The sequence below is a fragment of the Polynucleobacter sp. UB-Raua-W9 genome, from assembly GCF_018687435.1.
Taxonomy (GTDB): Bacteria; Pseudomonadota; Gammaproteobacteria; order Burkholderiales; family Burkholderiaceae; genus Polynucleobacter.
In genome coordinates this window covers 815,744-833,644 of the sequence record NZ_CP061290.1, presented here as the reverse complement: position 1 = coordinate 833,644, position 17,901 = coordinate 815,744, and the positions used below count along the sequence as shown (strand labels likewise).

The window sequence follows — 17,901 nt, the reverse complement described above, 5'->3', positions numbered from 1 at the left end:
CTAATTCGCTTTCAGCTTGCCATCTTTCAGGCGTGGCTCGACAAAGTGACCCTTGCGTGCGCGATTGCCCGCAAACGATTTGAGCGTCTTTGCATCTAGATTGAGTTCTGTTGGCTTTCCTGCTCGACCAGCGCCAGCATAAGTAGCGCCATCAGGACCAACAGCAATTGCAGACGCTAAGAACTCTTTATCATCCAAGCCCATCAGGATCACGCCCTTACCGCCTGTTGGCAAACGCTTGAGTTCATCCAATGGGAATACCAATAATTTAGAGGCCTGCGATAAGCAAGCAACTTGCTTCATACCCATCTTCACTTTTACCGCCCCCAATGGAGCATCACCCGGAACTTTGGCATCAATGCTCACAAAAGATTTACCAGCCTTATTGCGGGTACTCATATCAGAAACGTTAGCCAAGAAACCATAACCCGCTTTAGTGGACAGCAGCACTAAATCATCTGGCTGGCCAGCGTAGTAAGCAACCATTTGTGAGCCAGGGGCCAAATTCACAAAGCTGGTTAATGGCGAACCGTCGCCGCGTGCACCAGGTAATTCGCTCACGGGCACCGTATAGACACGGCCATCACTACCAAAGCCTTGCATCACATCAACTGTACGAACCTCAAAGGTGTCATATATGGCATCACCTGCCTTAAAGCCAAATTGAGTTGGATCATGCTCATGACCTTGACGTACACGCACCCAACCTTTTTGGGAAACGATCACCGTAACCGGCTCATCAATCACTTTGGTTTCTGCGACAGCACGTTTATCCTCCTGAATAAAGGTTCGGCGATCATCACCGAAGTCCTTCATATCAGACTCAATCTCCTTGATGATGCGCTTACGGAGGCTTGCATCACTTTGTAGCAAGCCTTCTAAGTCATCACGCTCCACTTTCAGTGCTTTAAGCTCTTGCTCAATCTTGATCCCTTCAAGTCGCGCTAACTGGCGCAAACGAATATCGAGAATATCTTCAGCCTGACGGTCTGAGAGTTTGAACTCTTTGATCAGGTCAGCTTTCGGTTCATCGCTATTGCGAATAATCTTAATGACCTTGTCTATATTGAGAAGAACGGTTAAGCGCCCTTCCAATATGTGCATCCGATCTTTCACCTTGCCCAAGCGATACTGAGTTCGGCGAGTCACTGTGGCAACTCTAAACTCAACCCACTCCGTCAAAATCTCTTTCAGCCCTTTTTGACGAGGACGACCATCATTGCCGATCATCACCAAGTTCATTGGCGCATTGGACTCTAGTGAGGTATGGGCCAACAAAAGATTAACGAACTCATTAACGTCAATATTTTTACTCTTAGGCTCGAATACCAAACGCACTGCAGCGTCCTTACTCGATTCATCACGTACACCATCCAATACATTAAGAATGGTGGACTTCAGATTGTTTTGCTCTGGCGTTAGCGTTTTTTTTCCAACCTTGACTTTTGGATTGGTGATTTCTTCGATCTCTTGCAACACGCGCTGTGATGAGGTTGCCGGCGGCAATTCATTCACAACAATCTGCCATTGGCCGCGGGCTAATTCTTCTACAGACCAGCGAGCGCGCACCTTAATGCTGCCACGACCAGTTTCATAGATCTGTGCAATCTCTGCGGTAGAGGAAATGATTTGTCCTCCGCCCGGGTAATCTGGGCCAGGCATGATGCCGAGCAAATCAGCGGTAGAGAGCTTTGGAGACTTCATCAAAGCAATTGCAGCGCTAGCGACTTCACGTAGATTATGTGAAGGAATCTCGGTAGCCATACCAACGGCAATACCAGATGCTCCATTTAAAAGAACAAATGGAAGACGTGCCGGAAGTAACTTGGGCTCCTGAAATGAACCGTCGTAGTTGGGAGCGAAATCGACTGTACCTTCATCGATTTCGCTTAATAACAAGCCAGCGATTTTGGTTAAACGTGCTTCTGTATAACGCATTGCAGCAGCGCCGTCGCCATCACGCGAACCAAAGTTACCTTGACCATCAATTAGGGGGTAGCGCAATGAGAAGCTTTGCGCCAAACGAACCAAGGCGTCATAAGCAGATTGATCGCCGTGGGGGTGGAACTTACCAAGCACGTCACCTACAACGCGGGCGCTCTTCACCGGCTTCGCATCAGCACGTAAACCCATTTCACTCATGGAGAACAAAATACGGCGTTGTACTGGCTTCTGCCCATCGGCTACTTCTGGTAGAGCACGACCCTTTACTACACTAATTGCGTAATCAAGATAAGCACGCTCTGCGTAAACGGCCAGGGTCAAACTGTCTTTATTGTCCTCGTTGAGATCCATGGTCTTTGGATCATGCGGATCGTTTGGCCCTTTGGGATTGTTTGTGGCTGCGCTTACTTGAGGAGCATCGTCTACTTCTACGATATCCACCTTCATTGGATTGGAAAATAAATCCGCCTGCTCTGCAGCTGGATTTTTACCTGGTGTTTTCTTCGTTGCCATTAAATGTCTGCCTCAACTTCATTGCCGCGCTCTTCCAGCCAATCACGTCTCGCACCAGATTCGGATTTACCCATCAACATATCCATGGTTTTAAACGTTTCATCTTCCGTCCAAGAGCCCAGTGTTACTGGCAATAAGCGTCGAGTGTCGGGGTTTAAGGTGGTATCCCACAATTGCTCAGCACTCATCTCACCTAAGCCCTTAAAGCGGGAGATTTGCCAAGCGGATTCTTTAACGCCGTCTTTGCGTAATTTATCTTCAATCGCTTGTAACTCGCTTGCGTCTAATGCATAAATCTTTTGCGCTGGTTTCTTACCGCGTGCTGGCGCATCCACCCTGAAGAGTGGCGGCCTAGAAATATGCACATGACCTAGATCAATGAGTTTTGGAAAATGCTTGTAGAACAGTGTTAGCAAAAGCACTTGAATGTGAGCGCCATCGACGTCAGCATCAGACAGAATGCACACCTTGCCATAACGCAAGTTCGATAAATCAGGGTCATCATTTAAGCCATGTGGATCTACGCCGATAGCTACAGCAATATCATGCACTTCATTATTGGCAAATAAGCGATCACGCTCCGCTTCCCAAGTATTGAGAACCTTGCCACGTAATGGCAAGATCGCTTGATATTCTTTGTTCCGACCCATTTTGGCAGAGCCGCCCGCCGAATCACCCTCAACGAGAAAGATTTCATTCATGGCGATATCTTGGCTCTCGCAGTCGGTGAGCTTTCCAGGTAGGACTGCAACACCAGATGACTTCTTCTTCTCCACTTTTTGACCAGCTCTTGTTCTTGCTTGCGCCTGTTTAATCACCAGGTCAGCAAGTTTCCGGCCGTAATCTACATGCTGGTTGAGCCATAGTTCTAATGCAGACTTTGCATAGCCCGAAACCAGACGAACCGCATCGCGAGAATTTAAGCGTTCCTTAATTTGCCCCTGAAATTGAGGATCCAATACTTTGGCAGACAAAATAAAAGATGCGCGAGCGAAGACATCTTCGGGCATGAGCTTAACGCCTTTCGGCTGCAAAGCATGCATTTCGATAAAGCCTTTAACAGCATTGAATAGGCCTTCGCGCAAACCACTTTCATGCGTGCCGCCAGCGGGTGTCGGAATTAAATTAACGTAGCTCTCGCGAACTGGTGCACCATCTTCAGTCCAGCAAACAACCCAAGCAGCCCCCTCACCTTCGGCAAAGGAATCATCTTCACCTGTGCCGGTAGCGTATTGCTCACCTTCAAATGGTGGAATCACTTCTGGGCCATGACCTGCCTGCGCAATCGCTTCATTCAAGTAGCCACGTAGGCCCTGAGCATATTGCCAAGTTTGGCTCTCGCCAGATTTTTCTTGAATGAGTGTCACCTTCACACCAGGCAACAACACTGCCTTTGAGCGTAGGAGGCGCACCAGGTCCGCCATTGGAATGGCTGAACTATCGAAATACTTGCCATCAGGCCAAGCGCGAACGCGTGTGCCATGCGATTTATCTTCTTTAGATGACGGCTTTGTTTTGAGCTTCTCAATCACTTTGCCATCAGCAAAGGTCAAGGTAGAGAGTTGTCCATCACGCCAAACGGTGACTTCTAAACGTTTCGATAGCGCATTGGTTACAGAAACACCAACACCATGCAAGCCACCCGAGAATGCATATGCACCACCAGACCCTTTTTCGAACTTGCCGCCAGCGTGCAATTGGGTAAATACAATTTCTACAACAGGAAGTTTTTCAGTGGGATGCATACCCACTGGAATGCCTCGACCATCATCCTCCACGCTCACACTGCCGTCAGCATGCATCGTCACAATAATTTGCTTACCAAATCCACCTAAAGCTTCGTCAGAAGCGTTATCCAAGACCTCCTGGATGATGTGGAGGGGATTATCGGTTCGGGTGTACATTCCCGGCCGTTGACGGACGGGTTCTAGGCCTTTTAGGACCTGAATCGACGATTCGCTGTATTCGGAAGTTTTACGGGTAGCCATGCGCGCAAATTGTAGTCATGTCTGAAGTCTAAGCCGAACTTTTCAAGAATTGCCCTGCCATCCATGCCAAAATCAGGGCATGGGAGCCTTAAGTCATATTCGTGTTTTAGATCTTAGCCGAGTGCTGGCTGGCCCTTGGTGTGCCCAGAACCTGGCCGACCTGGGCGCCGATGTGATCAAAGTTGAGCGTCCCGGGGTCGGAGATGACACCCGTCATTGGGGACCTCCATTTGCCAAAGACGCCAATGGCCAAGAAACCGAAGAATCTGCCTATTTTATTTGCATTAACCGCAATAAACGGTCTATCACGGTAGATATTGCCAAACCCGAAGGTCAGGAAATTATTCGTAAGCTCGCAGCCGAATCCGATGTTGTCATCGAAAACTATAAGGTTGGGGACTTAGCTAAATATGGGCTCGATTATGAGAGCCTCAAAAAAGTGAAGCCTGATTTAATCTATTGCTCCATCACGGGCTTTGGTCAAACTGGTCCCTACGCCCATCGCCCTGGTTACGATTTCATCATCCAAGGCATGGGTGGCTTTATGAGTGTTACGGGTGAAGCCCATGATTTTGAAGGTGCCAGCCCACAAAAATCGGGGGTGGCAATTGCCGATATCTTTACTGGAATGTATGCCTCCTCTGCCATCTTGGCGGCAGTTATTCATCGCGACCACACTGGCGAAGGTCAATACATTGATATGTCTTTGCTCGATACGCAAATTGCCGTAATGGCCAACGTCTCGAGCGCCTACCTCACCTCGGGTGAAGTGCCAAAGCGCTGGGGGAACGCCTCTCCCATCATCGTTCCCTACCAAACCTTCCCAACATCAGATGGCTGGATGATTGTGGCTGCCGGTAATGATGGTCAATTCAGGCATTTCGTCACCGTAGGCGGTGAAGCCCATTTGGCCAATAATCCCTTGTATCTCAATAATCCTCTGCGAGTACAGCATCGTAAGCAATTGATTCCCTTGCTTGAGCAAATGACTCGCAAGAAAAGCAAAGGTGAATGGATTGCATTATTGGAACAAGCCAATGTTCCTTGCGGACCTATTAATGATTTCAAAGAAGTGTTTGAGAATGAGCAAGTCATTTCGCGAAACGTGCAATTGAACGTACAACACCCTACTGTTGGCAATATGAAATTAGTAGCTAGCCCAATGAAGCTTTCTAAAACCCCTACAGAAGTTCGGATGGCGCCCCCCACGCTGGGACAACATACTGACGAGATTTTGCATGAGCGCCTGAAACTAGATGATGATGCAATTAAAACGCTGCACCAAAAAGGAGTCATTTAAACCATGAACATTGCTGCGATCAAGCCATCACTGACCATGAAACAAGTCCTTATTTATGGCGGGCTCATGGTGACACTATCCATGGGCATTCGTCATGGCTTCGGCTTATTTAATTTGCCCATCACCTCGGCCAATGAGTGGGGTAGAGAAACCTTTGCCCTCACTATTGCTTTGCAAAACTTAATTTGGGGTGCCTTTCAGCCCATTACTGGCGCACTGGCTGATCGATATGGCGCATTCAAGATTATGGTGGCTGGCGGCATACTGTATGCACTTGGTTTAGCCGGCATGGCAGTCTCTACCGATATCTTCAACTTCACCGTTGCTGGCGGATTGCTGATTGGTCTAGCGCAAACTGCAACCACTTACAGCGTGGTCTACGGCATCTTAGGTCGCAATGTTCCTGCAGATAAACGCGTTTGGGCGATGGGTATTGCTGCAGCCGCAGGATCCTTTGGTCAATTTCTGATGATTCCAGCCGAGCAAGGTTTATTAAGTGCCTTTGGATCACAAGATGCACTCCTCTTACTAGCATTGATGGCAAGCCTCATGATTCCAACTGCTTTTATGTTGCGTGAGAAAAACTTTGTTCACAATAACAATCTAGGTGATCAAACAATCAAACAGGCTTTAAAAGAAGCTCTTTCTAATCCTAGCTTTCGCTTACTAACCCTGGGCTATTTTGTTTGCGGCTTTCAGGTGGTATTTATTGCGGTTCATCTAGCGCCTTATTTAAAGGATCTTTCTGCAATCTATCCTGCAGTCGGCGCACCTGCAGTAGCGACTACAGCTCTTGCACTCATCGGTCTATTTAATATTTTTGGGACCTATAGCGCAGGCATGTTGGGTCAACGTTTTCCAAAGCGTTATCTACTCTCTGGTATTTATTTGGGCAGATCGATTGCCATTATTGGCTTCTTGCTCCTGCCATTAAGCCCAATGACCACTTATATCTTTGCAGCCATCATGGGATTCTTGTGGTTATCCACCATCCCACTCACAAACGGCATTGTTGCGCAGATCTTTGGCGTTAAATACCTTACGATGCTATCGGGTTTAGTGTTCTTTTCGCACCAGCTTGGAAGCTTTTGTGGCGCTTTTCTTGGTGGATACCTGTTTGATCGCACCGGCTCATATTTCATCGTTTGGGAAATTGCCATCGCACTTGGTGTGTTTGCATTTTTGGTGAACTTACCTGTTAAAGAGCGTGCCATCGCTCGCACAGCAAACGCATGAGCAAAAGATTTTCTTTATCGCAATGGCTGTTTTATAGTTTTGCCCTATTGGGCTTGCTACTCATTTTTTCAGAGTACTATGCGCCTGACATGATGGTCGCGGTTACCAATCAGGTTTGGGCGCTTTGTGGTTGGTAACCAGTTTCAATTTCAGTATTCAATCGCCTAGCACAGTTTTATATTTGATACACACTCGCCGTAGCACAATGGATAGTGCACATGCCTCCTAAGCGTGGGATACAGGTTCGATTCCTGTCGGCGGGACCACTAATTTAGTAAAACTTATCCACAGGCAATGTGGATAAATCCACAAAAGTTTTCGTAAGTCGCAGATTTGTATAGAGTTAACTAGCTTGCTTAAATAATTAGCAGCTGCTTCATCTGGATTTGCTGCGCATGCAGATGAAAATTTATTTTTATCCTCTGCAAACTTTTATGCTAAGAATCATTGACAAACACCCGAAGACTGGTCGGTTACCTTAAACTCCAATGTATGACCAGCTTATCTACCAGCACACTCGCCGCCCTCGAGGAAATGCTTCAAAACACGGCGCGCTCTGCGCCCGTCGACTTTATGCCAATTCATCTTTCTAGAGGCCCTGAGGGTGAGCAGGTGATTGGCCACTTAAATCCAGAATTTATCCCGTATCTTCAAGAGTCTCTTAAAAAAGAGCCTATTCCCCTCATCTCCATTGGAAATGATTGCCTCACTATCCGCTTAGCTCGCCCTGTAGATTTATCTGCCAGCCTTTATAAACTGGCTGACAAAATGCGGGCAGGTGGTTTTATCCCTGGTTGGCGCAACGAAGATTTTGCTTGGATCGATCAAAATGGGCATAAGTACTTTCGTTTAGAGCGTGCAGCATTTCGTAGCTTTGGGTTTCGCAGCACAGCAGCCCATATCAATGGCTATACACAATCGGGTTTGCTGTGGTTGGGTAGACGCAGTGAAACAAAGGCTACCGATCCTGGCCTGTTAGACAACATTGCTGCAGGCGGTATTTCTGCTGATGAGACACCTTGGATTTGTGCAAAACGCGAACTATGGGAAGAGGCTGGTGTACCCACCCATATTGCAGATCAAGTTGAACCAGTTGCTCGCATCCATATGCGCCGCCCAATTGCTGGTCGCGGCTTTCATGATGAGCAACTCTATGTTTATGACTTGGAGCTGCCGAATAACTTTGTGCCCACTAATCATGATGGTGAAGTCAGTGGCTTTATTGAGATATCCCTAGCTGAAGCAGCCGCCCGAATCCTAGCCGATGAATTTACGAGCGACGCCGCATTTGTAACGGCTGACTACATTTTGCGACGCAATAAATACGGCCTCTAGGCCTATTTGAGCCTCTTGATTGAGGTCATGCCTCTAAACTGAATTTCGTGGTTAAATCCCTAATAAGGATGAAACAGGGGTGCCCTCTAAAGCAGAATCTGCCTAGAGGTGCTGAGAAAGACCCTAGAACCCGATCCAGGTAATGCTGGCGTGGGGAGTTACATCAGACCGACACCCGGTTTCGTCCATCTAAAACAGTGAGGAGATGGACGTGAGTAAAGAGAATCAAAAAACCAAACATGAAATTCCAAGCTTAAAAAGCTTAGAGCGTGACTTTGGTCAAAAATTTGCATACCCTGCATCTACAAAGACCTATCTACAAGGTTCACGCCCGGATGTGAAGGCTCCGATTCGCATGATCGAGCAATTGCCTACACGTGTTGGTGAAGAGATGATGCCTAATCCACCGGTACCTGTTTATGACACTTCAGGGCCTTATAGCGATCCAGAAATCGTGATCAATCTTGAAAAAGGTTTGCCAAGACTGCGTGAGACTTGGATTACTGAACGTAAGGACACCGTTCAACTCGCTGGCCCGAGCTCTGAGTATGGCGTTGCGCGCTCTCAAGATGAAGCAACCCAAAACTTACGCTTCTCACATATCAGTGCACCTAGGGTTGCTAAAGCCGGCAGCAATGTCAGTCAGATGTATTACGCTCGCCAAGGGATCGTTACTCCAGAAATGGAATACGTAGCTCTCCGCGAATCTATGGGCCTAGAGCAACTGCGCAAGGATCCTGCATATAAACAGCTTCTAAAGCAACATCCTGGTAAGTCTTATGGTGCCAATCTACCGGATATCGTTACCGGTGAATTTGTCCGCTCTGAAATTGCTGCGGGTCGAGCGATCATTCCCGCGAACATCAATCACCCTGAATTAGAACCCATGATTATTGGTCGTAATTTCCGTGTGAAGATTAACGGCAACTTGGGTAACTCTGCAGTCACCTCCTCAATAAATGAGGAGGTAGAAAAAATGGTGTGGTCGATTCGTTGGGGTGCAGACACCATCATGGATCTTTCTACCGGCAAACATATTCATGAAACCCGTGAGTGGATTATTCGCAACTCACCAGTGCCAATTGGTACCGTGCCTATTTATCAAGCCCTAGACAAAACTGGCGGTATTGCAGAAGATCTCACCTGGGAAATGTTCCGGGATACTTTGGTGGAGCAAGCTGAGCAAGGTGTGGATTACTTCACCATTCATGCAGGTGTATTGCTGCGCTACGTACCGCTCACTGCAGATCGCATCACCGGTATTGTGTCTCGTGGTGGATCCATCATGGCGAAGTGGTGCTTAGCGCATCACAAAGAAAACTTCCTGTATACCAAGTTTGATGAGATCTGCGAGATCATGAAAGCCTATGACGTGTCATTCAGTCTAGGTGATGGTTTACGGCCAGGCTGTATTGCAGACTCTAATGATGCTGCCCAGTTTGGTGAACTCCATACCTTGGGTGAGCTGACTGCTAAAGCCTGGAAGCATGATGTTCAAGTCATGATTGAAGGCCCTGGTCACGTTCCAATGCAACGCATTGAAGAAAATATGACTGAAGAGCTCAAGCATTGCTTAGAAGCCCCTTTCTATACCCTTGGACCATTGATCACCGATATTGCTCCTGGCTACGATCACATCACCAGCGGTATTGGTGCTGCCCAAATTGGTTGGTACGGTACAGCGATGCTTTGCTATGTAACGCCTAAAGAGCACTTAGGCCTCCCTGATAAGGAAGATGTTCGTGAGGGCATCATCACTTATAAGATTGCCGCACATGGCGCTGACTTAGCCAAAGGTTTGCCTGGCGCACAAGTTCGCGATAATGCTCTGTCTAAAGCGCGTTTTGAGTTCCGCTGGGAAGACCAATTTAATCTTGGTCTGGATCCAGAGCGTGCCCGTGAATACCACGATGCAACCTTGCCTGCCGAGGGCGCCAAGATCGCTCACTTTTGCTCCATGTGCGGACCGAAGTTCTGCTCGATGAAGATCACCCAAGAAGTGCGTGACTACGCTGCAACACTCGATGCTGATGGTAACCCAAAAGCAAAAGTCATTCCGATCACCGCAGAAGCATCTTCAGATCCAGCAAAAGGCATGGAAGAAATGTCGGCAGAGTTTCGTAAGCGTGGCAGCGAAATTTATCAGTAAGTACATCTGAGCAGATTGTGAATAGCGCATCCTTCTCGCACAGCAAATACGCGATTGTCGGTGGCGGCCTAATGGGCCGTTTACTGGCAGTCTCACTTGCCCAGCGCGGTGCTGAAGTAGATCTTTTTGACAAAGGACACTCAGATGCGAGTGGTGCTGCTGCCAGAATTGCTGCAGCCATGCTAGCCCCGCTGGCAGAATCGGTTATTACTGAAGATTCGGTTGTCCGTATGGGCATTCATAGTCTGCCGCGTTGGAAAGAATTGATCAACCAATTATCAGCGCCAGTATTTATCCAACAAGATGGCACATTGATTTTGTGGCATCGGCAAGATGCTAGTGATGCTGAGCGGTTTACTGCACACTTGGAGCGCAACTGCCGCAATAACGCGTCACTACAACTGCCGCAGAAACTGAATAATGAAGCAATACGTGATCTTGAGCCTGGTGTTGCCGCTCGATTCACACAAGGCTTGTTTTTACCTAATGAGGGGCAACTTGATAATCGCCAGCTTTTAGATGCGCTTCTGATTGAGTTGAATAATCTGAAGGTTCATTGCCACTGGAATACCGAAGTTAATCCAGACGATCTGCGTAAAAATGATTCTTACCAAGCGGTGATCGACTGTCGTGGTACGGGCGCTAAGAATGCTTGGGTCGCGAATAGTAACAATACCTTACGAGGTGTACGCGGTGAAGTTGTGCGCTTATATGCTCCTGAAGTCAAACTCAAGCGCCCTACCCGCTTGATTCATCCACGCTATCCAATCTATATTGCCCCCAAAGAAAATGACATTTACGTGGTTGGTGCAACCGAAATCGAATCAGACGATCTGTCCGAGATGAGCGTGCGTTCGGCCATGGAATTACTGAGTGCCGTCTATACCGTTCACAGTGGTTTTGCAGAGGCTCGTATTCTGGAAATGGCAACACAGTGCCGTCCAACCCTGAAAAACAATCTTCCAGAAATTAGAATGCGCAAAGATCAAGGGCTTTCTGATTTGATCATGATCAATGGCTTATATCGCCATGGTTTTATGATTGCCCCAGCCATTCTAGATTGCGCTCTAGAGCTTCTAGCGTCTGGTGACAGCAATACCGCTTTAGACTTAGGCCTGAACATTAGTAAGGAAGCCAGCAATCGAGAGGCTAGCTTATGCGCGTAATCGTGAACCAAGTGGAGTATGAAGTTCCTAATCAGAGCATGATCACTGATGTACTTGCTTTGGTTGATGCTAAGCCACCCTATGCTGTGGCCGTGAATCTGAATTTTGTTCCCAAGAACAAGCATGGAGAATTTCTTCTGAATGAGAATGACCAGGTTGAGGTAATCGCTCCTGTGACAGGTGGTTAAAGAGTCATGACAGTACCTTTACCGAATAATCTCAATAGTGCTGACGCTTTGGTTCTTTATGGTGAGAGCTTTGCTAGCCGTTTATTGCTAGGCACCTCTCGCTACCCCTCTCCACAAGTTTTAGAGAATGCGGTGCAAGCTTCTAATCCAGCAATGATTACTGTGAGTTTGCGTCGCCAAGGCACATCAACTACTGAGGCGCATAGTGGCTTTTGGGATCTTCTTAAAAAGATGGCTGTGCCCGTCTTGCCAAATACAGCAGGCTGTCATAGCCCACAAGAAGTGATTACTACCGCACAGATGGCACGCGAGGTTTTTGAAACAAATTGGATTAAGCTGGAACTGATTGGTGATGACTACACCTTGCAGCCAGACACTCTGCGTTTGGTTCAAACCGCTGAGACTTTAATTAAAGATGGTTTCAAAGTATTACCCTATTGCACTGAAGATTTAATTTTGTGCCAGCGCTTAGTCGATGTTGGTTGCCAGGCAGTCATGCCTTGGGCGGCACCAATAGGAACTGGTCGGGGACCCTTAAATCCCTATGCCATGAAGCTATTGCGTGCCCGCCTGAAAGTGCCGCTACTAGTAGATGCGGGTCTTGGTCTCCCATCCCATGCTTGTACTGTGATGGAATGGGGATTTGACGGGGTTCTATTAAATACGGCAGTTGCGCTTGCAGAAGATCCAGTCGTAATGGCCAAAGCGTTTGGCATGGCAGTAGATGCAGGGCGGGCCGCTTATTTATCTGGGGCCATGAAGCCGCAAGAATCTGCTCAAGCAAGTACGCCATTAGTCGGAACTCCTTTTTGGCATCAAAGTTAATTCACTAGACTAAGAATATGAGCCTCATTCGGGACCTTGCTGATCAAATCATTGCAGCCCATTGCAATGAGGATTTGTGTATTCCGATGCCGCAATTTACCCCTAGCCATCCTCCACCCCGAATCGATAATGAAGCAGCAGCCGATCACTATGAACTGGCCGGCGCTCTTGCTGCAATCAATATGGGTTTTATTGAATCCGATGCCAAAGTATTGGGTAAGGCATGGTCTCGCATGGCACAAGGTGATGGTGGGTTTAATGCCCTGAAGTGGCCCAATAGACCAGAGCATTTTGATTTATTGCCGTGGACTCGCAATATGAATCCCAATGCTTTTGCAGAATGCCCAAAGCGCTTAGGTTTATATGGTGTGATGCCTGATGCCGATTGGGTAAAGCGCATGGTAGATGCTGAACTTCCGACTGTCCAACTCCGCTTTAAATCTGAAGACAAATTCAACATCAGAAAACAAATTAGAGAAGCGGTCGAGGCAGCTAAAGATAGCAAAACACTGCTCTTCATTAATGATTATTGGGAGCAAGCAATCGATGCGGGTGCCTATGGTGTGCACCTGGGTCAAGAAGATATGACAACTGCCAATTTGGATGAAATTCGTGCATCTGGTCTGCGTTTAGGCTTGAGTACCCATGGTTATGCAGAGATGATTTATGCAGATCGCTTTTGCCCTAGCTATATTGCAATGGGAGCAGTCTTCCCAACCAATTTAAAGAAGATGGCTACTGCGCCACAAGGTTTAGGACGCCTGTATCAATATGCCAAACTGATGAGTCACTATCCATTGGTCGCCATTGGCGGCATTGATCAAGATAGCATTCGGGCGGTGGCTAAAAGTGGTGTTGGCTCCGTAGCGGTTGTGCGAGCCATTACCCAAGCGAAAGATCCCAAGGCTGCTGTAAGGTACTTACAAGAGTTAATGCAGTAGTCCGCAACGATCTAAAAAGCGTTTAGCACTTCCCTTTTTCATCCAACAAAGCTGTTGGGTAGAAATCGTGCATATGCCATAGGGGACCCGGACCTTCACCAATATTTAAGAAGCGCCCCGCCTCTAATCCCGCTTCTACGAAGGCAATTGCTTTTGCTACTGCATGACTCAAATCATGGCGATCAGCCAGGTAGGTAGCAATTGCAGATGCTAACGAACAACCCGTACCATGGGTATTGAGGGTTTTGACCCGATAGTGTTTGAATTCTTTTGACTGAATTACTTCGAGTCCATCTTCAATCGTTTTCCACATCAAAAAATCCGTGATTTGCGTATGCGTAGCGTCGAGGTGCCCCCCTTTAATTAAGACTGCTTGTGGGCCCATCGCCAGCAATTCTTGTGCTGCTTTTTTGAAATCATTCGCACCATGAATATCGCGACCTAAAAGCAAAGATGCCTCATCCATATTTGGAGTAATCAATGTTGCCATCGGAAATAGTTCCGCAATCATGGCTTGAGCCGTGTCATCACCACCAAGACTTGCTCCTGAGGTGGCACGCAATACGGGATCTAGAACAATCCTTTTAACGTCATGACGGCGCAATGCTTTGGCTACCGTTTGCACAATTTCTGGGCTGGCCAGCATTCCAATTTTGACAATATCCGCCCCGATATCCAACAAGACGGCATCAATTTGGGCTTCAACAACATTCAGATCCACATCCTGAATACGTGTGACCCCTAGGGTGTTTTGAGCCGTAATAGCGGTGATCACAGACATGCCATAAGCCCCAAGAGCGGTGATGACCTTAAGATCAGCCTGCAAGCCCGCCCCACCGCCGCTGTCTGAGCCAGCAATAGTCAGTACTCTGGGGATCTGTACGGATGTAGGAAGTAGTGAGCGCATCTTGCTATAATATCGGCTTATTCCTCGATAGCTCAGTCGGTAGAGCGCCGGACTGTTAATCCGTAGGTCCCTGGTTCGAGCCCAGGTCGAGGAGCCAAATAAGCAAAGCCCCTAGAGTACTCTAGGGGCTTTTTTGTTTTGGGGCGCAGGTATTAAATCTAGAATTTATAACCTAAACCAACGAGCAAGTTGTAAGCCGTTGTGCTTGGGGTGTAGTTACTAAACGTTCCATTAGGATATTTTCCACCCAAGTTCGGACTGGAATAACCATAGTAGTTAGCCTCACCGAAGCCATATAAGCCACCAGTAATTATTTTCTTGTAACCCAAACCTAGGATATAACCGCCAACCGTAGCAGAGGTTACGAAACCATAATCAGCGTCATAGTTACCATTCTGCCAATTGGTTGATTGGACCTTTTCACTTGTATATCCAGCTTTAGCGTAAATCACACTCTCTTTATCTAAAGCATAGCCTGGGGTCAGAAAAATTGAATACCGGTTAGAGACTTTATATCCAAAATAGGTCTGGCACGATCCCCCGCAACCAGTCACATCACCGCCATTAAATTTTGATGAAATGGCTGAGTATTCTGCGCCAAGACCCAACAACCAAGAGCTGTTGATAGCATGGTTGTAACCCAATCCAAAATTAATTTGTCCGCTGTTACTAGAAGCTGCAGGACTATTTAGAGGTGTGGAATTAAATGATAGATTGGTACTGCCAAGATTATTCTTTTCATACCCTGCGCCAACCTGACCATAAAACCCCTGAAATGTGCTTTGCGCCATTAAGGTGCCAGCAAATAGAGTAGCTGAAATTGCAAGTACTAATTTTGATTTCATTTTGTTAACCTTAAATAATTTACTCGAATTTTAGCAAATCCCTTATTTCTCGGGCTTGAAATTGCTATCCAAGAACTCCTGAACCCCTGCAAACATCAACATTCTGTTCTTTTCCATGATGATGGTGTGAGTACCTTCACTAATTTGCAACATGATTTTGTATGGGGCATTTTCTAGCTTGGTGAAATACTCATAGAGCATATAGCTGGGCAAGTCTGCATCCCACTCTGCATGTACTAGCATGACTGGCACACGGATATTTTTAGGTTCGTATACCGGAATACCAGCTGTCCAGAATTCACGGGCGTCTTGAACGGTACCGTTAGGTGCCCTGAGTTTTTTTGGCGTTTGTGTTCTTCCCCATGGGTCTGTATCAAAAGTTGCTTCTGCCCACTTCTCAAACCAACCCTGCGGAATCAGAGTCGCTTTAGCATTCTCAGGAACACCGGTGAGCCAGCGATTTTTAGCATCGGTCATCGAGGCAACTCGATAGGCGCCTAATTGGCCGCCTTTATCCGTTAATGGCGCTCCGCCTTGACGTAACCATTGTGGCGCATAGAGCACTAATTTATTGACCTTCTCGTTATTCTCGGTGGTGTACTTGCCCATGATGGTTGTACCCCAAGACCAGCCAAGGAGATTAATCTTACTGATATTGCGTTTCTTGAGGATGTAGTCAACTGCACTAGATACATCCTTTACCGCTGTATCTGTTCTCACAATTGGCGCATTTTGGTCAGCAGGCTGATCCATCTCAGGAGGACGAGTAGATTTGCCATAGCCTCGAAGATCAACTAGCCAGACGTCATAACCTCTTGCCGCCATGTACTCCATCCATGAAGTTCCGCCCAGCGATAAGTCAAAGGCGGTCTCTGCTGGATAGGTTGAGCCGTGAACATAAAGCAAGGTTTTCTCGGCAGTGAATTTCTTCATACCAGCTAGATGCTTATTGCGCACGTACAAAGAAATACCTGGAGTGTCACTCGGCACCATGTACTCGTTCATTTGAATCTTTCCAGCGGCAAATGCTTGGCCGAGGCATAAACAAGAAATTAGCGCTACTAGTGTGCGTGCTATCAATTTCACTTCATCTCCTTTTGGGCTGATGCCCTTATGTCTATTTTGTTTGGCCAATATAGCATTGCCTTGGCTCTCCTAAGAGTGGAAATCCTCATTTTTAGGTGTTTTCACTAGCCATCTGCGCCAAAACCCAAAACCTGCCAAGGGCTTTAAAATAATGGCTATGACTAAGACCCCAGAACTTCTAGCCCCTGCAGGCAGCATTTCGATGTTGCAAACCGCTTTTGAATTCGGAGCGGATGCGATTTATGCCGGCCAGCCTCGCTATTCTTTGCGGGTTCGCAATAACGACTTCGGCAAGATCGAAGTACTCAAACAAGGTATTGATACTGCGCATAATTTGGGCAAGAAGTTTTACTTGGTTTCAAATTTACTGCCACACGGTGCAAAGACGCGCACATACATTAAAGATATGTCGCCAGTTGTGAATTTGAAACCCGATGCCCTGATCATGTCTGACCCCGGTTTGATCATGATGGCTAGAGAAGCATGGCCGGATATGCCGATTCATTTATCAGTGCAAGCCAATACAGTCAACGGTGCTTCCGCTAAGTTCTGGCGCTCTGTTGGAATTAGCCGAGTGATTTTGTCTCGCGAGCTTTCTTTTGACGAGATTGAGGAAGTGCGTCAAGATTGCCCTGAAATGGAACTCGAAGTATTTGTTCATGGTGCTTTGTGTATTGCTTACTCTGGCCGCTGCCTCTTGTCTGGCTATATGTCTCATCGCGATTCCAATCAAGGTGCGTGCACCAATGCCTGTCGCTGGGATTACAAGGTCAAACCAGGGCAGCAAAATACTAGTGGTGACGTTGTGCTTCTTCAAGAGGCCCGTCGTCCTGATGAATTAATGCCGATGGAAGAAGATGAGCATGGCACCTACATCATGAACTCTAAAGACTTGCGCGCTGTTGAGCATATCGAGAGATTAACGAAGATGGGTGTCGACTCATTCAAGATTGAAGGTCGCACGAAGTCACCCTATTACGTATCACGTACATGCCAAGCTTATCGCTCAGCAATTGATGATGCGGTCGCAGGCAGACCCTTTAATACAACCTTGCTTGGCAATTTAGAAGGTCTTGCGAATCGTGGTTATACCGATGGCTTTTATGAGCGTCATCACGATAAGGAATACCAACTCTATATGAGAGGCCACTCTCTTTCTGGTAGAAGTTTGTATGTTGGCGAAACTCTGGATATTGATTCGGCCTCTGGCCGCGTCAAAGTGGATGTCAAAAACCGCTTCTCAGTTGGCGACACACTAGAAATCATCGAACCTCAAGGCAACCAAGACATTGTTTTAGATGCCATGTGGAATATGGCTGGCGAGCCAATCGATGTTGCCCCCGGTTCTGGTCACTTTGTTTGGATCAAGTTACCGCTGCAGAGTAAACATGCCTTTATTGCCCGCTATACCCATGAGCCAGCCCCTGTAGAGACTGCCTCTGCTTGCTCTAGTGGTGAATCTTGCTGTAATGCTTAAC

At 47.2% G+C, this 17,901-nt stretch carries 15 protein-coding genes, 2 tRNA genes and 1 riboswitch; of the genes, 12 read left to right on the top strand and 5 right to left on the bottom strand.

The window, feature by feature from the left end:
- On the bottom strand, positions 1–2,295 hold the full coding sequence (parC, locus tag AOC07_RS04300; protein WP_215358459.1) for a DNA topoisomerase IV subunit A: 2,295 nt from the start codon (positions 2,293–2,295) through the stop codon (positions 1–3).
- A 161-nt stretch (positions 2,296–2,456) separates the two neighbouring features.
- A complete protein-coding gene (locus AOC07_RS04295) occupies positions 2,457–4,445 on the bottom strand; it encodes a DNA topoisomerase IV subunit B (RefSeq protein ID WP_215294144.1) in 1,989 nt (662 codons plus the stop codon).
- A 79-nt stretch (positions 4,446–4,524) separates the two neighbouring features.
- Between AOC07_RS04295 and AOC07_RS04290 the strand changes: the two genes are divergently transcribed.
- From AOC07_RS04290 to thiE, 10 genes are all read left to right on the top strand, one after another.
- Entirely contained in the window at positions 4,525–5,745 is a 1,221-nt protein-coding gene (locus AOC07_RS04290; RefSeq protein ID WP_215358291.1) for a CaiB/BaiF CoA-transferase family protein, read from the top strand.
- Positions 5,746–5,748: 3 nt separating this feature from the next.
- Positions 5,749–6,981, top strand: a complete 1,233-nt coding sequence (locus AOC07_RS04285) for an MFS transporter (protein ID WP_215294142.1) — start codon at positions 5,749–5,751, stop codon at positions 6,979–6,981.
- Entirely contained in the window at positions 6,978–7,118 is a 141-nt protein-coding gene (locus tag AOC07_RS04280; protein ID WP_215358290.1) for a hypothetical protein, read from the top strand. The genes AOC07_RS04285 and AOC07_RS04280 overlap by 4 nt, the downstream gene beginning before the upstream one ends.
- A gap of 54 nt (positions 7,119–7,172) precedes the next feature.
- Positions 7,173–7,247, top strand: a tRNA-Arg gene (locus tag AOC07_RS04275).
- 226 nt (positions 7,248–7,473) lie between these two features.
- Entirely contained in the window at positions 7,474–8,316 is an 843-nt protein-coding gene (locus AOC07_RS04270) for an NUDIX domain-containing protein (protein WP_215358289.1), read from the top strand.
- 65 nt (positions 8,317–8,381) lie between these two features.
- A riboswitch (TPP riboswitch) is annotated at positions 8,382–8,490 on the top strand.
- A gap of 70 nt (positions 8,491–8,560) precedes the next feature.
- A complete protein-coding gene (gene thiC / locus AOC07_RS04265) occupies positions 8,561–10,465 on the top strand; it encodes a phosphomethylpyrimidine synthase ThiC (RefSeq protein ID WP_215358457.1) in 1,905 nt (634 codons plus the stop codon).
- Between the two features lie 17 nt (positions 10,466–10,482).
- Positions 10,483–11,631: an FAD-dependent oxidoreductase gene (locus AOC07_RS04260; protein WP_256437855.1), complete on the top strand. Its 1,149-nt coding sequence runs from the start codon at positions 10,483–10,485 to the stop codon at positions 11,629–11,631.
- Complete coding sequence (thiS, locus tag AOC07_RS04255) at positions 11,622–11,819, top strand: sulfur carrier protein ThiS (protein WP_215358287.1); 198 nt, start codon at positions 11,622–11,624, stop codon at positions 11,817–11,819. The genes AOC07_RS04260 and thiS overlap by 10 nt, the downstream gene beginning before the upstream one ends.
- Positions 11,820–11,825: 6 nt before the next feature.
- Positions 11,826–12,644 carry a thiazole synthase gene (locus tag AOC07_RS04250; protein ID WP_215294138.1) on the top strand — a complete coding sequence of 273 codons (819 nt, stop codon included), beginning with the start codon at positions 11,826–11,828 and terminating at the stop codon, positions 12,642–12,644.
- A 17-nt stretch (positions 12,645–12,661) separates the two neighbouring features.
- Entirely contained in the window at positions 12,662–13,585 is a 924-nt protein-coding gene (gene thiE, locus AOC07_RS04245) for a thiamine phosphate synthase (protein WP_215294137.1), read from the top strand.
- Positions 13,586–13,607: 22 nt separating this feature from the next.
- On the opposite strand, the gene thiD is transcribed toward thiE, so the two are convergent.
- A complete protein-coding gene (gene thiD, locus AOC07_RS04240; RefSeq protein WP_215358285.1) occupies positions 13,608–14,492 on the bottom strand; it encodes a bifunctional hydroxymethylpyrimidine kinase/phosphomethylpyrimidine kinase in 885 nt (294 codons plus the stop codon).
- Between the two features lie 21 nt (positions 14,493–14,513).
- Here thiD and AOC07_RS04235 point away from each other — a divergent pair.
- Positions 14,514–14,589, top strand: a tRNA-Asn gene (locus tag AOC07_RS04235).
- A 61-nt stretch (positions 14,590–14,650) separates the two neighbouring features.
- Here AOC07_RS04235 and AOC07_RS04230 read toward each other — a convergent pair.
- Together AOC07_RS04230 and AOC07_RS04225 are read right to left on the bottom strand one after the other, a co-directional pair.
- On the bottom strand, positions 14,651–15,337 hold the full coding sequence (locus AOC07_RS04230) for an outer membrane protein (RefSeq protein WP_215358283.1): 687 nt from the start codon (positions 15,335–15,337) through the stop codon (positions 14,651–14,653).
- Between the two features lie 42 nt (positions 15,338–15,379).
- Positions 15,380–16,423: an alpha/beta hydrolase gene (locus tag AOC07_RS04225; RefSeq protein WP_251369697.1), complete on the bottom strand. Its 1,044-nt coding sequence runs from the start codon at positions 16,421–16,423 to the stop codon at positions 15,380–15,382.
- 157 nt (positions 16,424–16,580) lie between these two features.
- Here AOC07_RS04225 and AOC07_RS04220 point away from each other — a divergent pair, with 157 nt between their 5' ends.
- Positions 16,581–17,900, top strand: a complete 1,320-nt coding sequence (locus tag AOC07_RS04220) for a U32 family peptidase (protein ID WP_215358281.1) — start codon at positions 16,581–16,583, stop codon at positions 17,898–17,900.
- Position 17,901: the final 1 nt, after the last annotated feature.

Excerpts from the sequence above, each read along its gene's own strand:
- AOC07_RS04285 (WP_215294142.1), top strand. The coding sequence starts at position 5,749 with ATGAACATTGCTGCGATCAAGCCATCACTGACCATGAAACAAGTCCTT.
- AOC07_RS04295 (WP_215294144.1), bottom strand. The coding sequence starts at position 4,445 with ATGGCTACCCGTAAAACTTCCGAATACAGCGAATCGTCGATTCAGGTC.
- parC (WP_215358459.1), bottom strand. The coding sequence starts at position 2,295 with ATGGATCTCAACGAGGACAATAAAGACAGTTTGACCCTGGCCGTTTAC.
- AOC07_RS04220 (WP_215358281.1), top strand. The coding sequence starts at position 16,581 with ATGACTAAGACCCCAGAACTTCTAGCCCCTGCAGGCAGCATTTCGATG.
- AOC07_RS04270 (WP_215358289.1), top strand. The coding sequence starts at position 7,474 with ATGACCAGCTTATCTACCAGCACACTCGCCGCCCTCGAGGAAATGCTT.
- thiD (WP_215358285.1), bottom strand. The coding sequence starts at position 14,492 with ATGCGCTCACTACTTCCTACATCCGTACAGATCCCCAGAGTACTGACT.
- thiE (WP_215294137.1), top strand. The coding sequence starts at position 12,662 with ATGAGCCTCATTCGGGACCTTGCTGATCAAATCATTGCAGCCCATTGC.
- AOC07_RS04280 (WP_215358290.1), top strand. The coding sequence starts at position 6,978 with ATGAGCAAAAGATTTTCTTTATCGCAATGGCTGTTTTATAGTTTTGCC.
- AOC07_RS04230 (WP_215358283.1), bottom strand. The coding sequence starts at position 15,337 with ATGAAATCAAAATTAGTACTTGCAATTTCAGCTACTCTATTTGCTGGC.
- thiS (WP_215358287.1), top strand. The coding sequence starts at position 11,622 with ATGCGCGTAATCGTGAACCAAGTGGAGTATGAAGTTCCTAATCAGAGC.
- AOC07_RS04290 (WP_215358291.1), top strand. The coding sequence starts at position 4,525 with ATGGGAGCCTTAAGTCATATTCGTGTTTTAGATCTTAGCCGAGTGCTG.
- AOC07_RS04250 (WP_215294138.1), top strand. The coding sequence starts at position 11,826 with ATGACAGTACCTTTACCGAATAATCTCAATAGTGCTGACGCTTTGGTT.